The organism is Limosilactobacillus sp. WILCCON 0051 (assembly GCF_039955095.1).
GTDB lineage: Bacteria > Bacillota > Bacilli > Lactobacillales > Lactobacillaceae > Limosilactobacillus > Limosilactobacillus allomucosae.
The window spans coordinates 1874300-1894458 of the sequence record NZ_CP154878.1 but is presented as its reverse complement, the minus strand read 5'-3'; the positions used below and the strand labels follow the sequence as shown (position 1 = coordinate 1894458).

The 20159-nt window shown below is 47.4% G+C and carries 15 protein-coding genes and 1 other annotated feature; of the genes, 13 read left to right on the top strand and 2 right to left on the bottom strand.

Annotation, left to right across the window (positions count from 1 at the left end; translation table 11 throughout):
* Positions 1 to 5: 5 nt before the first annotated feature.
* The 5 genes from sufC to ABC765_RS08770 all read left to right on the top strand — a co-directional run bounded on the left by sufC (position 6) and on the right by ABC765_RS08770 (position 5529).
* Positions 6 to 776 carry a Fe-S cluster assembly ATPase SufC gene (sufC, locus tag ABC765_RS08790; protein WP_347980945.1) on the top strand — a complete coding sequence of 257 codons (771 nt, stop codon included), beginning with the start codon at positions 6 to 8 and terminating at the stop codon, positions 774 to 776.
* Complete coding sequence (locus ABC765_RS08785; RefSeq protein WP_347980268.1) at positions 773 to 1966, top strand: SufD family Fe-S cluster assembly protein; 1194 nt, start codon at positions 773 to 775, stop codon at positions 1964 to 1966. The genes sufC and ABC765_RS08785 overlap by 4 nt, the downstream gene beginning before the upstream one ends.
* The gene (gene sufB / locus ABC765_RS08780) at positions 1959 to 3392 is read left to right on the top strand and encodes a Fe-S cluster assembly protein SufB (RefSeq protein WP_347980267.1); all 1434 of its coding nucleotides are present in this window, start codon (positions 1959 to 1961) and stop codon (positions 3390 to 3392) included. The genes ABC765_RS08785 and sufB overlap by 8 nt, the downstream gene beginning before the upstream one ends.
* Before the next feature lie 530 nt (positions 3393 to 3922).
* Positions 3923 to 4753 carry a LysM domain-containing protein gene (locus tag ABC765_RS08775; protein WP_347980266.1) on the top strand — a complete coding sequence of 277 codons (831 nt, stop codon included), beginning with the start codon at positions 3923 to 3925 and terminating at the stop codon, positions 4751 to 4753.
* Between the two features lie 278 nt (positions 4754 to 5031).
* Positions 5032 to 5529 carry an acyl-CoA thioesterase gene (locus tag ABC765_RS08770; RefSeq protein WP_347980265.1) on the top strand — a complete coding sequence of 166 codons (498 nt, stop codon included), beginning with the start codon at positions 5032 to 5034 and terminating at the stop codon, positions 5527 to 5529.
* A gap of 797 nt (positions 5530 to 6326) precedes the next feature.
* Here the strand turns inward: ABC765_RS08770 and ABC765_RS08765 are convergent.
* The gene (locus ABC765_RS08765) at positions 6327 to 7088 is read right to left on the bottom strand and encodes an aspartate/glutamate racemase family protein (RefSeq protein ID WP_347980264.1); all 762 of its coding nucleotides are present in this window, start codon (positions 7086 to 7088) and stop codon (positions 6327 to 6329) included.
* On the bottom strand, positions 7081 to 8313 hold the full coding sequence (locus tag ABC765_RS08760; RefSeq protein ID WP_347980263.1) for an NAD/NADP octopine/nopaline dehydrogenase family protein: 1233 nt from the start codon (positions 8311 to 8313) through the stop codon (positions 7081 to 7083). The genes ABC765_RS08765 and ABC765_RS08760 overlap by 8 nt, the downstream gene beginning before the upstream one ends.
* Before the next feature lie 54 nt (positions 8314 to 8367).
* Positions 8368 to 8613, bottom strand: a binding site (T-box leader).
* 447 nt (positions 8614 to 9060) lie between these two features.
* Between ABC765_RS08760 and ABC765_RS08755 the strand changes: the two genes are divergently transcribed.
* The 8 genes from ABC765_RS08755 to ABC765_RS08720 all read left to right on the top strand — a co-directional run bounded on the left by ABC765_RS08755 (position 9061) and on the right by ABC765_RS08720 (position 20084).
* A complete protein-coding gene (locus ABC765_RS08755; protein ID WP_347980262.1) occupies positions 9061 to 9696 on the top strand; it encodes a LysM domain-containing protein in 636 nt (211 codons plus the stop codon).
* Between the two features lie 265 nt (positions 9697 to 9961).
* Complete coding sequence (locus tag ABC765_RS08750) at positions 9962 to 12193, top strand: phospholipase D family protein (protein WP_347980261.1); 2232 nt, start codon at positions 9962 to 9964, stop codon at positions 12191 to 12193.
* An 81-nt stretch (positions 12194 to 12274) separates the two neighbouring features.
* Positions 12275 to 13120 carry a Cof-type HAD-IIB family hydrolase gene (locus ABC765_RS08745; protein WP_347980260.1) on the top strand — a complete coding sequence of 282 codons (846 nt, stop codon included), beginning with the start codon at positions 12275 to 12277 and terminating at the stop codon, positions 13118 to 13120.
* 528 nt (positions 13121 to 13648) lie between these two features.
* Positions 13649 to 14677: an N-acetyl-gamma-glutamyl-phosphate reductase gene (argC, locus tag ABC765_RS08740; protein ID WP_347980259.1), complete on the top strand. Its 1029-nt coding sequence runs from the start codon at positions 13649 to 13651 to the stop codon at positions 14675 to 14677.
* Between the two features lie 18 nt (positions 14678 to 14695).
* A complete protein-coding gene (gene argJ, locus ABC765_RS08735) occupies positions 14696 to 15922 on the top strand; it encodes a bifunctional glutamate N-acetyltransferase/amino-acid acetyltransferase ArgJ (protein ID WP_302145448.1) in 1227 nt (408 codons plus the stop codon).
* Positions 15923 to 15931: 9 nt separating this feature from the next.
* Positions 15932 to 16669: an acetylglutamate kinase gene (gene argB, locus ABC765_RS08730; RefSeq protein WP_128513018.1), complete on the top strand. Its 738-nt coding sequence runs from the start codon at positions 15932 to 15934 to the stop codon at positions 16667 to 16669.
* A 4-nt stretch (positions 16670 to 16673) separates the two neighbouring features.
* A complete protein-coding gene (locus ABC765_RS08725) occupies positions 16674 to 17834 on the top strand; it encodes an acetylornithine transaminase (RefSeq protein ID WP_347980258.1) in 1161 nt (386 codons plus the stop codon).
* A 1812-nt stretch (positions 17835 to 19646) separates the two neighbouring features.
* Positions 19647 to 20084, top strand: coding sequence for an Hsp20/alpha crystallin family protein (locus ABC765_RS08720; RefSeq protein WP_270628375.1), 438 nt, complete (start codon positions 19647 to 19649; stop codon positions 20082 to 20084).
* Positions 20085 to 20159 lie beyond the last annotated feature (75 nt).

Below are 20159 nucleotides of genomic sequence, written 5' to 3'. Positions count from 1 at the left end.
AGGCCATCATGACATTAAAAATCAATCATCTGCATGCCATTATCAAAGAAACCGGCGAAGAAATCTTAAAAGGCGTTGATCTAACGGTGCCAACCGGTGAGATTCATGCCATCATGGGTCCCAATGGCACGGGAAAGTCAACGCTGTCAGAAACGATCATGGGCTATCCGGCCTATGAGGTTACGCAAGGTACGGTAGAGTTTGATGGTCAGGACGTCTTGAGTCTGCCAGTCAACGAACGCGCCAGACTGGGAATGTTTTTGGGGATGCAGTATCCGGCCGAGATTCAAGGAGTCAACAATGCTGATTTTATCCGCACGGCAATCAATGCTCAGCGTCCTGAAGATGATCCATTGCCAGTGCTGCAGTTTATTCAACGCCTGCAAGAAAACATGGCGCTGCTGGAAATGCCCGCTGATATTACTGATCGGTATTTAAACGTGGGCTTTTCCGGTGGGGAGAAGAAGCGCAATGAAGTATTGCAGATGCTGATGCTGCAGCCTAAACTGGCGATTTTAGATGAGATCGACTCGGGGCTGGATATTGACGCGCTGCGAATCGTAGCCAAAGGGATCAATCATCTGCGCGGGCCTAAGTTCAGTGCGTTATTGATCACTCATTATGAGCGGCTGCTGGAGTACGTTACGCCAGACAAGATTCACGTCATGGTGGATGGTCAGATCGTCAAGACGGCGGGACCGGAACTGGCTGACGAGCTGGAAGCAGACGGCTATGCCAAGTACGAACAGATCAGAAGAAATGGCGTGAGCGAATGAATCAACAACTTTTAAGTCAAGTGATGGCCAGCTGTGTGAATGCACCAGACTGGCTGATGAAAAAAAGACAATTGGCGGTTTTGCTTCAAGAACGGTTCAAAAGCACGCCAGCCGCGGAAAAAATCATGGCTGCCTGGCTGGCAAATCCCAGTCTCGCCCAGCTAGAGCAATCAGTTGGCGAGCAGACAAATGCTGATCAGGTTAAAGCTGCCGGCTTGCACACGACTGGCTGGGTTAATCTGCCTTTGTTTACCGCTGCCAATGCCTATCCTGAATTGCTGCAGGAAAATCTGATGGAAAAGGCGATCTCATGGCAGGACAGTCAGCTTAATGCCATGCACCTGGCCTTGCTGAATGGCGGCCGCTTCATTTATATTCCAGATGGCACGATCGTCAAAGAACCTATTGAACTGACCGTTGACTGTTCATTGCCGAACTATCATAATCTGGTGATCGTCGGTGCCGGTGCCCAGGCAGCCATTGTCGAGCATCAAACCGCCACGGGCAGACAGCCGGCTTATTTTGGCACGGAACTGCTTTTAGGCGATGGCGCGCGGGTCGACTACTATCAGTCCAACCGCTTTTCGGCTGTGCAGAATCATCAGGCAGTCAGGGCCTATCAAGCACAGCATTCAGTTTTGAATATGTATCTGGCCTTGTTTGATGAGCATGATTTGACGACCGATTTTTATGCCAATCTGGATGGTCAAGGCGGAGCAGCCGAGATCAAAATGGTTACGATTGCCAGTGGTCAGCAGGTCCAAGACGTTCAGACACAGATTCTTAATCATGGTCCGCATACGGTCGGTAATATCGTCCAAAACGGCGTGGCTAAGGATAAGGCTGTTTTAAATTTTCATGCAGTTGGCAAAACCGAGCGTGGGGCATATGGCGCCAACTCGCAACAGCAGAGCCGCATTCTGACGCTTTCTGATGAGTGCAAAGGCGAGGCGGATCCCGTGCTGCTGATTGAAGAAAATGACGTTAATGCCGGGCACGCTGCCAGTATCGGCAAGGTTGACGCGGATGATCTCTATTATCTGGAATCGCGCGGCCTCAGTGAGCATGACGCGCAGGTACTGCTGACGCGGGGCTTTTTACTGCCGGTTTTAAATCAGTTCCCGGATCAAAAGCTGCGGGAAAAGCTGGTTGATGAACTGGCGCAAAGATTGGAGGAAAAGCATGAGTGATCAAGCAAGCCAACAGGCAGCAGACAAGGCAGCAATTCATGAATTTGCCAGCCAGCACTATCAGTTTGGCTTTCATGATGACGTCAAGCCGATCTTTTCAACTGGAGTCGGGCTGACGGAAGAAACGGTTCGTGAAATCTCACGCCGCAAGCATGAGCCGGACTGGATGCTGAAGATTCGTCTGGATGCCTACCATCAATATCGTCAAATGAAGCTGCCGACTTTTGGACCTGATCTGAGTCAGCTGAATCTGGATGAGCTGCGCTATTTCCAACGGCCAACCGATCACGTGGCGCGCAGCTGGGATGACGTGCCCCAAGCAATGAAAACGACTTTTGAAAAGATGGGCGTTCCCGAAGCCGAGCGTAAATATCTGGCGGGAGCAACGGCACAGTATGAATCAGAGGTCGTTTATGCCAATCTAAAGCGGGATCTTTCACGCCAAGGAATCATTTTCATGGATACGGATACGGCCGTTCAAAAACATCCCGAAATCGTCAAACAGTATTTCGCGACGCTGGTTCATCCCGATGACAATATTTTCACGGCACTGAATACAGCGGTCTGGTCGGGCGGCACGTTTATCTATGTACCAAAGGGCGTGCATGCTGACGCGCCGCTGCAGAGCTTTTTTAGAATCAATGCCGAAAATACGGGGCAGTTTGAGCGGACGCTGATCGTGGTTGAGGATGGCGCAAGCGTTAACTATGTCGAAGGCTGCACGGCACCGGTCTATTCTGAAGACAGTCTGCATGCGGCCGTGGTTGAGGTGTTTGTGCATCCCAATGCCTTTTGCCGCTATACGACGATTCAAAATTGGTCCAGCAACGTCTACAGCCTGGAAACCAAGCGTGCTGAAGCCGAAGCCGGGGCTACGATGGAATGGGTTGACGGTAATCTGGGCTCCAAGGTCACGATGAAGTACCCCAGCATCTATCTGCGGGGGCGTGAAGCTAAGGGAACCATGCTGTCGATTGCGTTTGCCAATGGTCCGATTGATCAGGATACCGGTGCCCGCATGATTCATCAGGCGCCGCACACGCATTCAACGATTATTTCCAAATCACTGTGTCGGGCAGGCGGCATCTGTGACTATCGCGGCGAGGTTAAGATGGATGAAAACGCGCACGGCTCAAGCTCGCATGTTGAATGTGACACGATTATCATGGACGACGATTCAAGTTCAGATACGATTCCATATAATAAAGTCGCGGTCGGGGACGTAACGATGGAGCATGAGGCCAAGGTATCTAAAGTTTCTGAAGAAGAACTCTACTATTTAATGTCGCGTGGGCTGAGCGAAGAAGAAGCAACCAAAATGATCGTCATGGGTTTTATTGAACCGTTCACCAAGCAGCTGCCAATGGAATACGCGGTGGAATTGAATCGTTTGATTGACTTTCAAATGGAAGGCTCGGTCGGTTAGGGCTTGATTTAGAAGGATTTTGCACGGCTGAATCGTCAACCAAGCCATTACTGGGCAAGTGGTTACCGTAAAACAATGCCAGGTTTGTCTTGTTTGGTTGTCAAAAATAGTTTTAGGCTGGAATTGGATTTGTCGATCAATGGAAAATAAACGATTTTGGCACTGAAAATGCCGATTAAAGATTACAAAATTGTCACAAACAAGGTCATAAATTCCTAAATTTTAGGATTTATGGCCTTTTTTTATGAAAAATAAAAATTTTTTTACTCTGAAATATTACAAAATCGGCTATTTTTCGGCTGTAGTGAAAACAGATTCATGCAAGACCATTATAATGCGATTTATAACGAGTTTAGGTCAGCCTAAGTTTATGGATGAAAGCGGATTACATTACACGTTTTTACAGAATTCGCGATTTTTGAGATATTCCGGTAATTGCACGGTAAAGCTGAGGGGTTATAGTATTCACCGTTGATAAAGATAAAGAGCAAAAAACCTGAACTACAGATAAAAAAGGATGAATCTATTTTATGAAAATTTCAAAGAAAGCTGTTAAAATCTCTGCTGCCGTTGCTGGTGCCGTAGCTTTGGGCACGGTTGGCACGGCAATCACTGCCAATGCCGACACGGTTTACACGGTTCAGTCCGGCGACACGCTGTCTGGAATTTCCGCTAAGCTGGGTCACAACTTAGACTTTGTAGACCAATTGGCATCCAAGAATAACATCGCTAACAAGAACCTGATCTATGTTGGTCAAAAACTGGTTATCGCTGACGATGGCGAAGTATCCTCAGCAACTTCAGAACAAGCTGCTACGTTGCCAAGTGCTACGGCTGAAAACACGGCTACGGCACAAGACAGCACGGCGCAATCTGCTGACAGTGCCGCTCAGTCAACGGCTGCTGATACCAGTGCAGAACAAGCTGCCAGTGATGCTGCCGCTGCTCAGGCTGCCAGTGACGCTGCTGCTTCTCAAGCTGCCGCATCCCAAGCCGCTGCTTCTCAAGCTGCTGCCCAGGCCCAAGCTGCGCAACAACAAAGTGCGCAAGTTCAAGCAACTACTTACAGTGCCAACACTTACAGCACCAACACGACTACTACGGCTACGACCACGTCCTACACTTCGACGGTCAGTGGCGACGAAGCAGCTGCTAAGGCTTGGATTGCCAACAAAGAATCTGGCGGCAGCTACACCGCACAAAATGGTCAATACTACGGTAAGTACCAATTGAGTTCTTCTTACCTGAATGGCGACTACTCAGCTGAAAACCAGGAAAAGGTTGCTGACAGTTACGTTGCCAGTCGTTACGGCTCATGGACGGCTGCTCAACAATTCTGGCAGACTCATGGCTGGTACTAAAAATCAGCTTAACTAAATTAGATAAAATGAAAAGCAATGGCGATTTTCTGCCATTGACCCGTATCCCCAAAGTTGGCAACACAACCTTGGGGGTATTTTTGTGTTGCATCCTTTTTGCACCAGCAAGAGAAATAGGACGGTTTGATTTAATTGGCAGGGCAGTTTAGATAGTCGGAATGAATGGTTCGTTATATTATCAGGAAATTAAAGCAGCTGTGCGGGTGATTTCTAGTAGTGTTAGAATAAGACGCAGATAAAATTGAGAAGAGGGATTTGTGATGACTGCAATCAACTGTCAACAAACACGAATTGAAACAACGCATCGGATTTTGAATGGTGACTTGAATGAGCATGGGACGCTGTTTGGCGGTCGCCTGCTGGAAGCCGTGGATGCAGAGGCTTCAGTCGCGGCAATGCGGGTTGCTAGAGCTACTTTGGTCACGGCCGCCATGGATCACGTTCAATTCGTCAAGCCATTTCACCTGCAGGATGCCATGATTGTCAGAGCAGTGGTTACTGGGCTGGGGCATCGATCAGTTGAGGTATTCGTAAAGGTTTTGGGCGAGCACTTGATGACAGGCGAGCGTTTCGTTGGCTTTACCTGCTTTTTGACCTACGTGGTACCGGCAGCAGGGGCAGGATTGGTTTACGATGAATTGATTGCTGATAATGATGAAACCAAATATCTGCTGGCTGGCTATCAGGATCGTCGTGCGCAGCGGGGCGTGGTTCGTCAGCAGGAGCGCGATTTGTTGGCTCATTTGAGTTGCGAATAGGCCGGCACGTTTACTAGCGGCTTGGGAATCGTTGAGACGTCGGCGGATTTACTAGCGGTGTGGGAATCGTTGAGACGTCGGCAGATTTACTAGCAGTGTGGGAATCGTTAAGACGTCGGCGGATTTACTAGCGGCCTGGAAACTATTAAGATGTTGGCGGGAGGTATCGGTATCTCACGCAAAAACATCATGGCTGAGGTTGTGATATTGTCGTGCGATCGATTGCGGTAATGGACGATCAGCTCATTAATGATGATAGATGTCCCAGATGCGACTTTTATACAAAAAAACTTGCATAAAACGCCCAAAGAAAAACGCATTACCTACTTTTAGCAAAAAATGATGTATAAGTAGGTAAAAATCGATGTATATTGAGTTAGGCGTCCCTAACATTACCTACTATTGATCGAAAATATCATAATAGTAGGTAATTCACAAAGGCGGTCTAACCCAATCAGCCTTCAAATATACATCTTTACCTACTATTTAGAAAAAAACTGCCATAAGTAGGTAAAGTTGGCGCGATTCAATATGCAGCTACCTACTATTGGCCAAAAAACAGCGAATAGTAGGTAGTCTTAGAGTCCGCAGCCAGATTAAGCCCGATTTTCTTCACAAAGTCAGCTGCTTAGCGGTGAAAAAATGGTCGCCGACTGAATTCATGACAGCTGGCAGTGAAAAATACTCGTACTGGCAGTGGAGGATGCTTATTCGAATCTGCTGAATCTGTAAAATATTGTTGAATAAAGAAGAGACATCCTGCTGTTCAAACAAGATGTCTCTTTTCTGTTTTTAAATTAGAAAAATCCAGAATATGGTTTTTGGCAAACTGACTGATGCAGCCAATTAATAAGCGTAATGAAATCAAAGACCGGTCGCTTGGCTGCCGCTTGAATCGCCGCAGCATATGGCGGCAGATCACTGCATTCCAATAAGATGGCACCGACTTCGGGATGATTGGCAACTACCGACTGAGCTTTTTGCATTAATGCTTTAGTCAGTGCGCCATTATCAAGAACGGTTTGTCCATAGCGAATCGCGTGAAATTCGGGTAGACTGCCAACATCGACAAAAATTACATTATGGTCATCAGCGTTGACATTGTTCAAAAGCTTTTGATCAGCACCGTTAATGTCTGCGACCAGTACGGCGATTTTTTGATTGGCTTGCAGACTAAGAGAAATCAATGGCAGCTGCGCAAGACTGGAGAGGATAACTGGAACCTGAACGCTTGATTGAACCTGACGCTGGAAGTTGGCAAAGTACCCGCACGCGCCAACGATTGCTTTAACCCCTCTTGCTTCGAGTCTTTTGGCTGCATTGACGATCACATCAATTGCCGCCGGATCATTTTCGAAGAGTTGTTCAATTTCAAGATCGATTACCTCATAGTCAACTGGAAAGGTAAAGGTCGTAGCATTGGCGACATTGCCTGGGAGCTTGGGATAGTCAAGATTGACGGCGATGATGCCGATTGCGTTGCCAGCAATGGGACTGACGCTGGGCGAGACAGATTGATTCTGATTGTTAGAGCTAATGTAGCCATATGGATTAGCCATTGTTCTTCTCCTTAAAGTTGCCGTTTATCAGGTAATCCAGCAGTTCGTCTTTGTTAAGATGCGCGATATCCAATTCATCAAGCGTGACGCCGGTTTGGTAAAAGTCAGTTCCAACCATCGCGGATCCTAATGTGATGATGCTGTCAATCACTGGCGTTGCAACGCCGAATTTCTGCCCCAGTTCATGATAGACATGGCAGCCGACTGGAATATCTTCAGTAACGTAGCGATCGTGAATACTAAATGGACCGGTACCAAATGCCATTGGAAACTGATCGTCAAATGGCGCCTCGGCCCCATCACCCATATATTCAGGTCCTAAAATATTTGAGCGTGAGAAGAAGGTCTTTTTTGGATAACGGGCAATATCGACGCCAATCGTTTCGGCCAGTTTGATTTCTTCTTGATAAAAGGCATATTGAACTTCAGAAACTGATTCCGTATAAACATGAGAGTAAATTGAAAAGTCGCTCTTGTCGTTGCCGCCAAAAACGCGTCCGTAATTTTCCATCACGGCAGCGCCCAGTACGGTACCAGGGCAGTGCAGGGTTGGATTAACGTTGCTAAAGCCAATGTCGAGTACCGTCTTGCCGCCAACTGGACCATCACCAAACGTAATCGAATCAAAACAGCCAATATGCTGCGTGCTTTCCAGGAACTTGTCTTGATCAGTCGAAGGCAGGGCGGCTCCCCGCAAAGAGATTGCTCGGTACCGGAAGAATACCCGTTTAGTGTCAATGCCGGCTTCTTTGACAATCCGCGTACCATATGGCGCACTTGACCAGCCGCCAATGATTACGTTGAGTTCAGGACGCTTTTCCCGCAGCTGCTTGCGTAAACGCAGACTGCCGAAATTGTCGGGGATGATATGGATGATCTGACCATCTTCCAAGAGTGGTACCAGCTGTTCAAAGAAAGCGTTGTGGCCAACTGAAGGAACGGCGACCAAAATAATCTGTGCGCCGGCAACGACTTCTTTTAAATCATCGGAAACGAGATCGAATTTGGCAATGCCGCTGCGCTTAAAGTTATAGCGGTTATATTCAAAGCCTTGAATCTCAATGCCGGTTTTATCAATATCTTTTAACGACTCTTTGGCAAATTCTGGTAAATCGAACAGGCGGACATGATTGCCAGCCAATTGACAGTCGGCAGCTACGGAACGACCAACCGCTCCGGCTCCTAAAACAGCAATAGTATATTCAGATAAGTTTTGTGCTACCATTTGAATTCCTCTTTTCTTAAAAATAAAAACGCCCCCAGCAATGCACTCGTCACTGCTAGGGGCGTGTTATACGCGTTACCACCCTAATTTGATAAAGAATTGCTCCTTTATCCTCAGCTGGTGCCTCCAAGTAGGAGAGACCAGAACGGAATATCGACCGTTAACCGGAAATGGCTTGCCAAAAGCTCACCGTTTCTAAGACTCAGAGACCATCTTCATTAAGCATTTGCCAACGGTTTTCACCAGCCACCGTCTCTCTAAAGGCATCCGCTTAACTACTCATCTCTTCAGCGTCATTAATTAATTTTTCATAATTCTATAACGATTAATTAATTTTTGTCAACAAAAAACTGAGAATTTATTTTATCGATGAACTCAGCCATAAGGTCACCCCCCTAGCTGGCAAGTAATATTCAGCAGTTAAAAAGCAATAAATCAATCAAAAATTCAAGAAAAAACCGTAATTTGAGGGCTGAAATCTTCAAATTTACGGCTTTTTTATTACAGATTAAGGGACGCCTAACTTTTTGATTGAAACATTGATGAAAACAAAACCGGGCGCTGACGATGACGTTTTCAACCCTAATCGTTTAGAATTGATGAAACCGGCTTACATTACGAAACATTACGAAAATAGCGGAATTTGATATTTGCGATTAACCCACGTGTAACGTTGAACCTGTATAGTAGTCACCGTTGATAAATAAGCAAGATCAAAACAAACGAAAAAGGATGGATTTAACAAATATGAATTTTAACAAGAAAGCTATGAAGATTACCGCAGCCGTTGCTGGTGCCGTTGCATTGGGCACGGTGGGAGCAGCAACTACGGCCAACGCCGACACGACCTACACGGTACAGGCCGGCGACACGCTTTCCAGCATTTCATACAAGTTGGGTCACAACCTGGACTTTGTTGACCAGCTTGCCCAAAACAACAACATCGCCGACAAGAACCTGATCTTTGTTGGTCAACAGCTGACGATCAAGGACGATGGTGAAGTCGTAGTCAGCGATCAAAATGGTCAACAGACTACGGTCGCCCAAGTTCAAACTCAGCCAGCTGCTCAAACGACTGCTGCTGCGCAATCGACAACGCAATCAGCTGCCAGCCAAGCATCTTCAGGCACGCAATCAACGTATACTTCCACTGCTTCTGGTAGCGATGCCGCTGCTAAGGCTTGGATTGCTGCTCGTGAATCTGGTGGCAGCTACACCGCGCAAAACGGTCAATACTACGGTAAGTACCAACTGAGTTCTTCTTACCTGAATGGCGACTACTCAGCTGCCAACCAAGAACGCGTGGCTGATAATTACGTTGCCAGTCGTTACGGTTCTTGGACGGCTGCTCAACAATTCTGGCAAAGCCACGGCTGGTACTAAAATCCAGCTTGGCAATGCCAAATCATCCCTGATCATTTGATTTCCCAAAAAACGATCTCAATCAATAAACATATTTCCTTACCAAAAGAAGCGGCCGCGTTTTGCGTGTCGCTTTTTTTCGTGGCGGAAAGGCAGCTGCCTAAACGAATTTAGCGAAGGCTGGGGCTTTTAGAAGTTGCCTTAAGATATCAGCTGCCAAATGAAATCGATCCAACTTTGCTTAGTTTTGGTACAATCTAAGAAAACGACTATTAATGAGGGAACCATGCTAACCATTTATGACCTAAAAAAACAAACCATGCTGACGCAGCCGGAATTCTTTGATCTGACGACGGCTTATGATATCTTAAGCGGCGTATCGTTTGTCGGCTCGTTTAAGATTATTGAACAAGAGCTGTTGCCGCGCTTTAAGCAGATTAAGCTGATCTTGGGAATGGAGGATCAAAAGACGGGCCAGAACCTGAATCAGTTTTTTGATCTTTCACGGCGCACGAAAGAACTCAAGAATGCCAGTGAAGAATTTCTGCGGCGAATCACGGATGAAACGCTGCAGCTGCATTTTACCAAGGATCATTTATTTCACAGCAAGTATTTTATCTTTGAAAACGAGACTCAGTTTGCGATCTTTAACGGCTCGATGAATCTGACAGACAAGGCATTGCACGACAATCACGAAATGATGTGGCTGTACACCGGCGATAAAAGCGTGGCGGCCGATCAAGCCATCTATCAGGCTCACCAGCAGCTGTTTGAGCAAAACTTCAATCAGGACAGTACGGAATATCTGAGCCGCAAGCTGATCAACCAGCTGCACGACAAATCAGTTGATGAGATTGCGGCCGTCTTGACTGAGGCAACGTTTGAGCAGCTGGATAATAAGTCGATTCAAGTACATGCTAAAGATATTGAGCAGGTAGTCGATGAAGCTAAGCGCGAGCAGATCAGTTACGCGGTCAAGCCGGAAGTCGTGCAGACGGTGTCGACGATCTATACCGTTAAGGGTAATCGGCGGCGCAACAAAGAACAGGCCAAAAGTACCGTCAAGCAGCTGGTCTATCGGACGTTTAAAAAGCCCCATTCTGAAGAAGCTGATGCCAGTGAGCTTTATCCACGGCCAATGTGGTCATATCAAAGTGATCAGATAATCGTTCAGGATCAAGCAGACGGACTGTATCATCCATTGACGGTGGCGGATGATTTGGTAACCAGAGCTGATGTGGAGAACTTTGTCAAAATCATCAAGAGTTTTCGCTATAACAAAATCAAGGATGAAAGTCAGCAGGCACTCTCGGCGTTTGTCTATTTGATGACGGCACCCTTGATTTGGAAGATTCGCGCGCTTTACCGGGATTCCAATTTCTCTAAGAGTCCGGATCAGGTACCAGTCTCCATGGTTTTGATTGGCCGCGGGACGACGGGGAAGACGCTGCTGGTGCGCGATTATTTCAAGCCGTTTATTGGAGACGATTCGCCAAGCGTTCAGTATGTCCAGATCAATCAAGGAAATGGCGCGCATACCAACCGTGCTGTTGAGTTTTTGGGCAGCTACCTGCAGTCGAAGCGGTTTGTCTCGCCGATGATCATTGACGAGTTAAATGAAAACTTTCTGCATAGCAAGGTGGCAACCAACGCCATCAAGCAGTGGTCCAACACGCTGACTGACATTCACAACGTCAACGTATTTGCCATGAACCATAATGCCGGTGATCGAACCATCAACAACCTGGAAGAAATCACCAAGCGGGTCTACTACCTTTCGTTTGAGGCGGGCTGGAAAGATCTCAAGCAGCAGCGCTATGACTACAATATTTTGGTCAACAGCGTCAATGACCATATCTATCGCTGGATGACCTGGCATTTGAACGAACGACTCAATGATCTGACTGGTCAGGAAGAAGAACGCTTGGTACAGGACTATCTGTATCTGACCAAAGAACTGTTAAACGAGCTGCTGACTCGGTTTGGGCTGGCTGATGAATTGGCCGATCTCATCTGGCAAAACTATGACTACAAGGTTGATCGCAATCGTCTGACTTGGAAAATGCTGATCAAGGATGACAACTTTGAGCATGTCGCGTTTACTGAAGGGGATGACCAGCGATTCAGCGTTTCGAAGGCAATTTTCAACAACCTCAAGGGCAGCACCTATGAAAACATCAATCAAACGCTGGACAACTACTATAATATGTTTCCGCGCGAATCTGGCGTAGCGCTTGATCAATACGACAACGGCATGGTCTTAGACATCGACCGCTTTGACCATTTTGTCGGCGAGCCGCTGATCAGACGCTACTATGAGCAGCTGCATCAAAAAGAAAATCAGCAAGATCAGCTTACTCAGCTGCTTAAAGCTCAAGCCCAGCAGTCTGCCAAACAAGCTGCCCGCCAAGAAAAACACGATGAGATGATGCTAAAAGCAATGGAGCAGCTGGCAAGCAAGAAACAGCAGCCTAAGCGCCGTGGCATCTGGTCGCGCTGGTTTAAGGGCGATGACTGATCAAGAAACGTGCCGGCGATTGATACGAGCCGGCGGTACTTTTGATCGGGCTTAAATATTGGTTAATAAGGAAGGATCAAAATGATAAAACTAATCGCGGTTGATATTGATGGCACGCTGCTTAACGATCAAGGCCAGATTCTGCCGGCGACGATTCAAGCTGTTCAACGGGCAGCCGCAGCCGGTCAAAAAATCGTGCTGTGTACCGGTCGGCCGCTTTGTGGAGTGACGGATTATCTTAAGCAGCTCGGACTTTGGCAGCAAGCGGACCAGTACGTAATCAGCTATAATGGCTCGCTGATTCAGACGACGACCCAAGAAACGTTGATGAGTCACCAGCTGCAGTTTAGCGACTATCTTGATCTGCTGGAATTTGCTCACCAAAATCAAGCCGCGTTCAGTCTGTTGACGCCTGCTTGCATGTACGTCACGCCTGGCGATCAAAACAGCGTTATCTTAAAAGAAGCGGAAACGGTTGGGATTGAGCTGCAGACGCGCACGCTGGCAGAAATGCGTGCTTTGCCAAATCTAATACCGGTCAAGGGCATGATCCTGGATGAACCGGCCAAGCTGGATTACCTGCAAACTGTCATGCCAAAAGACTTTAAGCAGCGCTTTACGGTCCTGCGCAGTCAAAAAGACCACCTGGAGTTCACGCATCCTTTAGCCAGTAAGGAATCCGCACTGAGACAGCTGACCGGTCTGCTAAAGATTGAGCCGACTGCGACGATGGCAATTGGTGATGAGCAAAATGATCTGGGAATGATAAAAGCAGCTGGAATTGGCGTGGCAATGGGCAACGCAGTACCGCAGCTGCGAGCGATTGCTGACCAGGTTACGGCCGACAACAATCATAATGGAGTTGGCGAGGCAATATCTAAGGTTTTGTCTGTTAGCGCTCCTTCGACAGGCCGACAACAATCATAATGGAGTTGGCGAGACAATCTTGAAATGACGTTAAATATGGTCGAGCCGATTGATAAATCATATCATTGGCAGCGGGGTTGATCGTCAACGGCACCGTGTTAAAGGCGGCTTAGTTGATTGGCAACCGCTGATCACCGTGGCAGCTTAAAGTAGCGGTTCATCAGCGAAAAAAGCTGGCGGCTGATCATTGGCATTCTGACAGGCCGGTGAAAATAAGACCGTAAAAAATCTAAAAATGGGTTTGATCTAGATGGATCGGACCCATTTTTATTTTTGCATACAACGGTATATTTTTAGAATATTATACAATTATCTAAAGGGAGGAGTTTGTAGTCAGATAGTTAATCTTGTTTATTTATTAAAATAATATTCTCTTTAAAAGCGCTTAAATGGGGATTTAATAATTATTATTCAAGGAATATAAGAAAATGACCAATAAAAGGTTGTCGAATTCTAATTCATGGGTTATATTATCACCAATGATTTTATTAATTTTTTATGCAATCACGAACAAGGAGGTCACAGATTATGAACGCAGCCATCATCGGAGTGACTGGTTATAGCGGCACGGTTTTATACCAGCTGCTCAGTCAGCATCCAGCGGTTGAAAACATTCACCTGTATGGTCATCAAGATACTGCCGCACCACGCTTTTTAAATGATGAAGTAGAGGCTTTCTGTGACCGACGAATCATGATTGAGCCTTATGACGCCCGAAAAATTATGGCCGCAAATGACGTGGTGTTTTTCGCCACGCCGGCGGGAGTCACTGCCAAATTGGCTCAGCCTTATTTAGACGCCGATTTTCCCGTAATCGATCTTTCCGGCGACATGCGCTTAAAGGATCCCAAAGAGTATGCCAAGTGGTACCACAAGGATCCGGCTCCAGCTGATCAACTGGCAAAAGCACAATATGGCTTGGCTGAATTCAATGCCGTGCATGCCGGCTATGTTGCTAATCCCGGCTGTTACGCGACGGCCACGCTGTTAGGGCTGGCGCCGCTGGTCAAAAAACATTTGATCGATCTGGACTCGATTATCGTTGATGCCAAGTCGGGACTTTCCGGCGCGGGCAAGAAACTGACGACCAGCTCGCATTTTGCCTGGATCAACGAAAACTCGCAACCTTACAAGGTCAATCAGCACCAGCACATCCCAGAGATTCTGCAGCAGCTGCAGCAATGGGATGCAGGCGTCAAGGCTCTGCAGTTTACGACGACGCTGATTCCAGTAACGCGCGGCATTATGGCTTCGATTTATGCCAAGCCGTTGCCGGGCGTTGATGAAGAAAAACTGACCGCGGCCTTTGAAGAATGCTACGGCAAGCGACGATTTGTCCGCCTGATTAAAAACGGCTGGCCAAGCATCAAAGAAGTCAGTCATTCGAATTTCTGCGACCTGGGCTGGGCACTGGATCCCAACAGTCACACGATCCTGGTCGTTTCCGTAATTGATAATCTGATGAAAGGGGCTGCGGGACAAGCAGTCCAAAACCTGAACCATATGTTTGAACTGGACGAGACGCTGGGATTGCCAATGATTCCCAGCTGGCCATAATGAAAGGATGTCTTTAATATGATGGAACCACAAACTACGCCAAACGTTGCTTCAATTGTCGAAACTGCCTTTACTTGGCCTAAGGGATTTTACAGTGATGGGCTGCATGCTGGACTCAAGGCTGAAAAACCAGATCTGGGCTGGCTGTTTTCCAAAGTACCAGCCAGTGCCGCGGGGGTTTATACGACCAACCAGTTCTGTGCGGCGCCAACTGCCTTAACCAAAGAAACGATCAATCATGATCATCAGCTGCAGGGAATCATCGTCAACAGTGCGATTGCCAATTCCTGCACGGGTCCTCAAGGTAAGCTGGATGCTTTAAAAGAACAGGCACTGATGGCTAAAAAGCTGGGTGTCAGCCAAAATCTGATCGGCGTGGCCTCAACCGGGGTAATCGGCGAAATGCTGCCAATGGACAAGATCAAGGCCGGGATTGCCAAGCTGAAGCAAACCAAGTCGGCTAAAGTTACCGAAGCCGTCCTGACCACGGATACTCATACCAAGACGATTGCCGTTAAGTTTGAAATCGCGGGTCATCAATGCACGATGGCAGGCTTTTGCAAGGGTTCGGGAATGATTCACCCAAAGATGGCCACCATGCTAGGCTTTGTGACGACCGATGCCAAAATCAGCGGGGCCTGCCTGCAGGATTTGTTAAGCGAGGAGGTTGACACGACTTTCAATCAGATCACGGTTGATGGCGACAACTCTACTAATGATATGGTCGTTACCATGGCAAATGGGCTGGCAATGGCGGATGAGGAATCATTGACGCCGGACCACCCAGATTATCCAGTCTTTGCCCAGGCCTACCATCAAGTGCTGAGTGCGCTGGCCAAAGAGATTGCCCGTGATGGCGAGGGGGCAACTAAGCTGGTTGAAGCCAATGTCAAGGGCGCGGCTAATGATCTTGATGCTCAGCACGTCGCTAAGGCAATCGTAGGCTCCAATCTGGTCAAGGCCGCTTTGTTTGGTCAGGATGCCAACTGGGGCCGGATCATGGGAGCAATTGGCGCAACGGATGCCGATTTGGACGTCAATCGCGTTGACATCAAGCTTAATGGCATCAACATCGTCTTGAGCAGTCATGGCGTTGAATATGACGAATGGCTGCTGCGGCAGAAACTGGCTGAGGATCAGATCAAAATCGATGTCAATCTGCATCATGGCTTTGGCAAGGGACAGGCATGGGGATGCGATCTGACCTATAAATACGTGCAGATCAATGCCTCGTACCGGAGCTAGGAGGCATTCATGAAAGATCTGATCATTATTAAAATCGGCGGTCAAGCCATCAGCGAGCTAACGGATGATTTTTTCGAACAGCTGGCAGTCTGGCGCACGCAGGGTAAAAAGATTCTGCTGCTGCATGGCGGCGGTCCCTTGATTACCAAGCTTTGCCAACAGCTGCAGGTGCCGGTCGTTAAAAAAGATGGCGTGCGGGTAACCGATGCCCAGACGCTGGCGCTGACCAAACTGGTGCTGTTGGGACAGGCTCAGCCATTATTGCTGCAGAAACTCAGCGATCATCAGCTGCCAGTCGTCGGTTTGAACGCGGCGGACAATCAGATGCTGGTGGGCAAGTATTTGGATCAAAGCGTCTACGGCGAAGTGGGCACCGTCGTCAGCGTTAATCAAGATAAGCTTTTGCCGCTATTGGACAGCTATATCGGCGTTTTGGCACCATTAGCGATGACGCCGGCTGGTAATTGGCTTAATGTCAATGCCGATCAGGCCGCGGCCGACGTAGCCAGTCTGTTAGGCGCTAAAAAACTTTATCTGATGACAGACGTAGCCGGCGTTTTGAATCAGCACCATTTGATTCCGCACTTAACGAAGCTGGTTTCACAAAAACTGGTCGCTGAAAAAATCATCAGCAGCGGAATGCAGCCAAAGATCAAAGCTGCCTTTGCTGCCTGCACCGCGGGAGTTGAGCAGGTAGCCATCACCAATTGTCTGCAGAATCCCGGCACGATTATTACCAAGGAGTGATTAAATGAGCCATTTATTTCCAACCTATACTCGTTTCCCATTTGAAATCGTAAAAGGAACCGGTGCCCATCTATTTGATGAACAGGGCAATGAATACCTCGACTTGACCAGTGGCATCGGTGTCTGCGGACTAGGCTACAACGTCAAGGCGCTCAATGATGCCGTTGAACATCAGCTGCATCAGGTCTGGCATACATCCAATCTGTATGAGAGCTCGCTGCAGGAAAGCGTGGCGGCACAGCTGGGCGTTCATCAAGACATGCTGGTCAGTTTTGCCAATTCCGGTACCGAGGCCAATGAAGCTGCATTGAAACTGGCGCGCAAGGCAACGGGCCGGCTTGATTTTCTGGCATTTGATCACTCGTTTCATGGACGTTCGGCTGGCTCGCTGACGGTAACGGGCAACGAGGGTATTAAGGAAGGCTTTCTTCCCCTGGTTCCCGGCGCGCGGTTTGCCAAGTACAATGACTTCGCGGCTATCGATGAGATCAAGCCGGATCTGGCTGGGGTAATCCTGGAAGTCGTCCAGGGCGAAGGCGGCGTGATTGCTGGTGATGCCAAGTGGCTAAAGGCCGTTCAAGACAAATGTCACGAGGTTGGCGCGCTGCTTTTGATCGATGAGGTGCAGACTGGGATGGGCAGAACCGGCTCGCTGTTTGCTTTTGAACAGTTTGGCCTGGATCCAGACATCTATACGGTTGCTAAGGGGCTGGCCAATGGAATTCCGGTTGGCGCGATGGTCGGCAAAAAAGAGCTTGGTCAATACTTTGGTCCCGGCAGCCACGGTTCGACGTTTGCGGGCAATCCGCTGGCAATGGCGGCCGCTCAGCAGGTATTAAAGACGCTGGATCAAGAATTTTTGAGCGCGGTTCAGCAAAAAGCCGCGGTAATGCATCAAGCTATGGAAAAAGAGCTGCTGCCAATGGACATGGTTGATTCAATCAGCGGCCTGGGCTTAATGATCGGCATTCATCTTAATCAAGCCGTTGCCGTGAGTCAGGTCTTGGCTCAGCTCCATTCTCAGCATGTGCTGGCGCTTTCGGCTCGTGACAATACGCTGCGTCTTTTGCCACCATTGATTGCCAGTCAAGATGAGCTGCTGACTGGTGTCGATGAGATCAAAAAGGCGCTGAATGCAGTTGAATCGGCGACTGTTACCGCATAAATAAAGTCAGATGGCGGTTGCTAAATTGATTGAGATTGCAGCAGCTTAATCGGCGACCATTACCGCATAAATAAAATCCGATGGCTGATAAACTGGTTGAGATTGCAGCAGCTTAATCGACGACCGTTACCGCATAAATAAAATCCGATGGCTGATAAACTGGTTGAGATTGCAGCAACTTAATCGGCGACTGCTACCGCATAAATAAAATCCGTCAAGCCAAAACTGGTTTGACGGATTTTTGATGTTGGGGCTAATGATGCGCTGTTTAGCGGATTAGTTTGATGAAAACTGGGAGTGTAAAATTGTTTATGTAAATTTAAAAGGAGGCATTGAAAAGGGAAAAAACTCCCCGGATGATTAAACTGCTTGACTTTGCGAGTGAATCTGGTGAGACGATCACTGAAAAAACCGTTGCTGAGCGTTGATTGGAATCGATTGGGCACGATTATGCAAAAAGTTCTGCATAATACCAGCTGACGAAATCACGTTACCTACTTTTTTAAAAAAACGATGTATAAGTAGGTAAAAATCAATGTATATCGAGTTAGGGATCCCTAACATTACCTACTATTGGTTGAAAATTCCCCAATAGTAGGTAGTTCACAAAGTTGGTCTGACCCAATCAGCTCTAAAATATGCATTTTTACCTACTATTTCGGAAAAAGACGCCGAAAGTAGGTAAAGTTAAGCCGGCCGCGTATGCAGTTACCTACTTCTGGCCATAAATCAGCGCAAAGTAGGTAAATCCAAAAGGGAGCTTGATTAATGCCAGAATTGCTTCACAAAGATGGCTGACAATGCTGGCAATCGTCGCGGCTTTCGTGCGTCTTGACAGCCATTCAATCGTGGATGCTTAAAGAACGTGGGTTGCGGCTTTCATGCGTCTTGAAAGCCATTCAATCGTGGATGCTTAAAGAAGTAGGTCGCGGCTTTCATGCGTCTTGACAGCCATTCAATCGTGGATGCTTAAAGAAGTAGGTCGCGGCTTTCATGCGTTTTAACAGCCATTCAATCGTGGATACTTAAAGAACGTGGGTTGCGACCTTTATGCGTCTTGAAAGCCATTCAATCGTGGATGCTTAAAGAACGTGGGTTGCGGCCTTCATGCGTCTTGACAGCCATTCAATCGTGGATGCTTAAAGAAGTAGGTCGCGGCTTTCATGCGTTTTAACAGCCATTCAATCGTGGATGCTTAAAGAACGTGGGTTGCGACCTTTATGCGTCTTGAAAGCCATTCAATCGTATGCCGATAGCGATGATGCTGGATAAGGCTGGGCGCGTCGGATGACAGACCGGTTCTGCCTTGCTGATACAAATTACGCGTTCGGCTCAAGTCAGTAAATCGATCATCGCGATTCGATCAGTTCAGCTTGGCAAACATAGTCAAACCAGTCAAATCTAAGCAGGATCTCAGTGCGATGATTCAGGGCAGATATCATAGCGCAGCCAATTCAAAGCGGCCAATCTATCACCATAGCTGGAAGTTAGCGAGGCATCGCGGCCAACTCAATCTACCGGCTTTGTTTGGCGACAGATAACGGTATTTTTTTGAATGATACTGACTTATCGAATGAAATAAAAATCATATGATACAAAAATATTTTATTTGACAAGACGTTTAAACGCGATTGTTCCAATGATGAAAGCCCTTACGAGAGTAGGATTTCAGTCGTCAAGGTCAACAAAGGTCAAAGAATTTTGCCGAGGAGCAGCGAATTTCGCAAAGTGAAGGGTTGTATTTTTTAATATACAAACTAAGATAAAAGTGTACAAATGATATGAGTTATTTTAGGAAAGGAAGTTTTGGATATGGCTAATGAAATTCAACGTCATAACAACATGTTTGACGACGTAATGAGCGCGGGCATGCGCAATCTGCTGAACGACAATTTCTTCTCTGGCTTCAACGCTAAGGCAGATCACATGAAGACCGACATTGCAGAAACTGATAAGAACTATGTCGTTAAAGTCGACATGCCTGGCTTTGACAAGAAGGACATCCACATCAACTATGAGAACAACATCCTGACGATCACGGGCCGCCGTGACACGTTTGACGACCTTTCTGACAAGGATGGCAATATTTTGCACAGCGAACGCAACTATGGTCAAATGAGCCGTTCATTCCGTCTGCCAGAAGTTGACTTAAAGAAGGCCTCTGCTCACTACAGCGACGGGGTTCTGGTTCTGACGCTGCCTAAGCTGGCACCAGAAGCCGGCACTGGCACTCACATCGAAATCGAATAATTTAATTGACAAATAGTCTTTAAATGAGTAGCAGTTTTAAATTGCTACTCATTTTTTATTTTGGCTATGTAAATG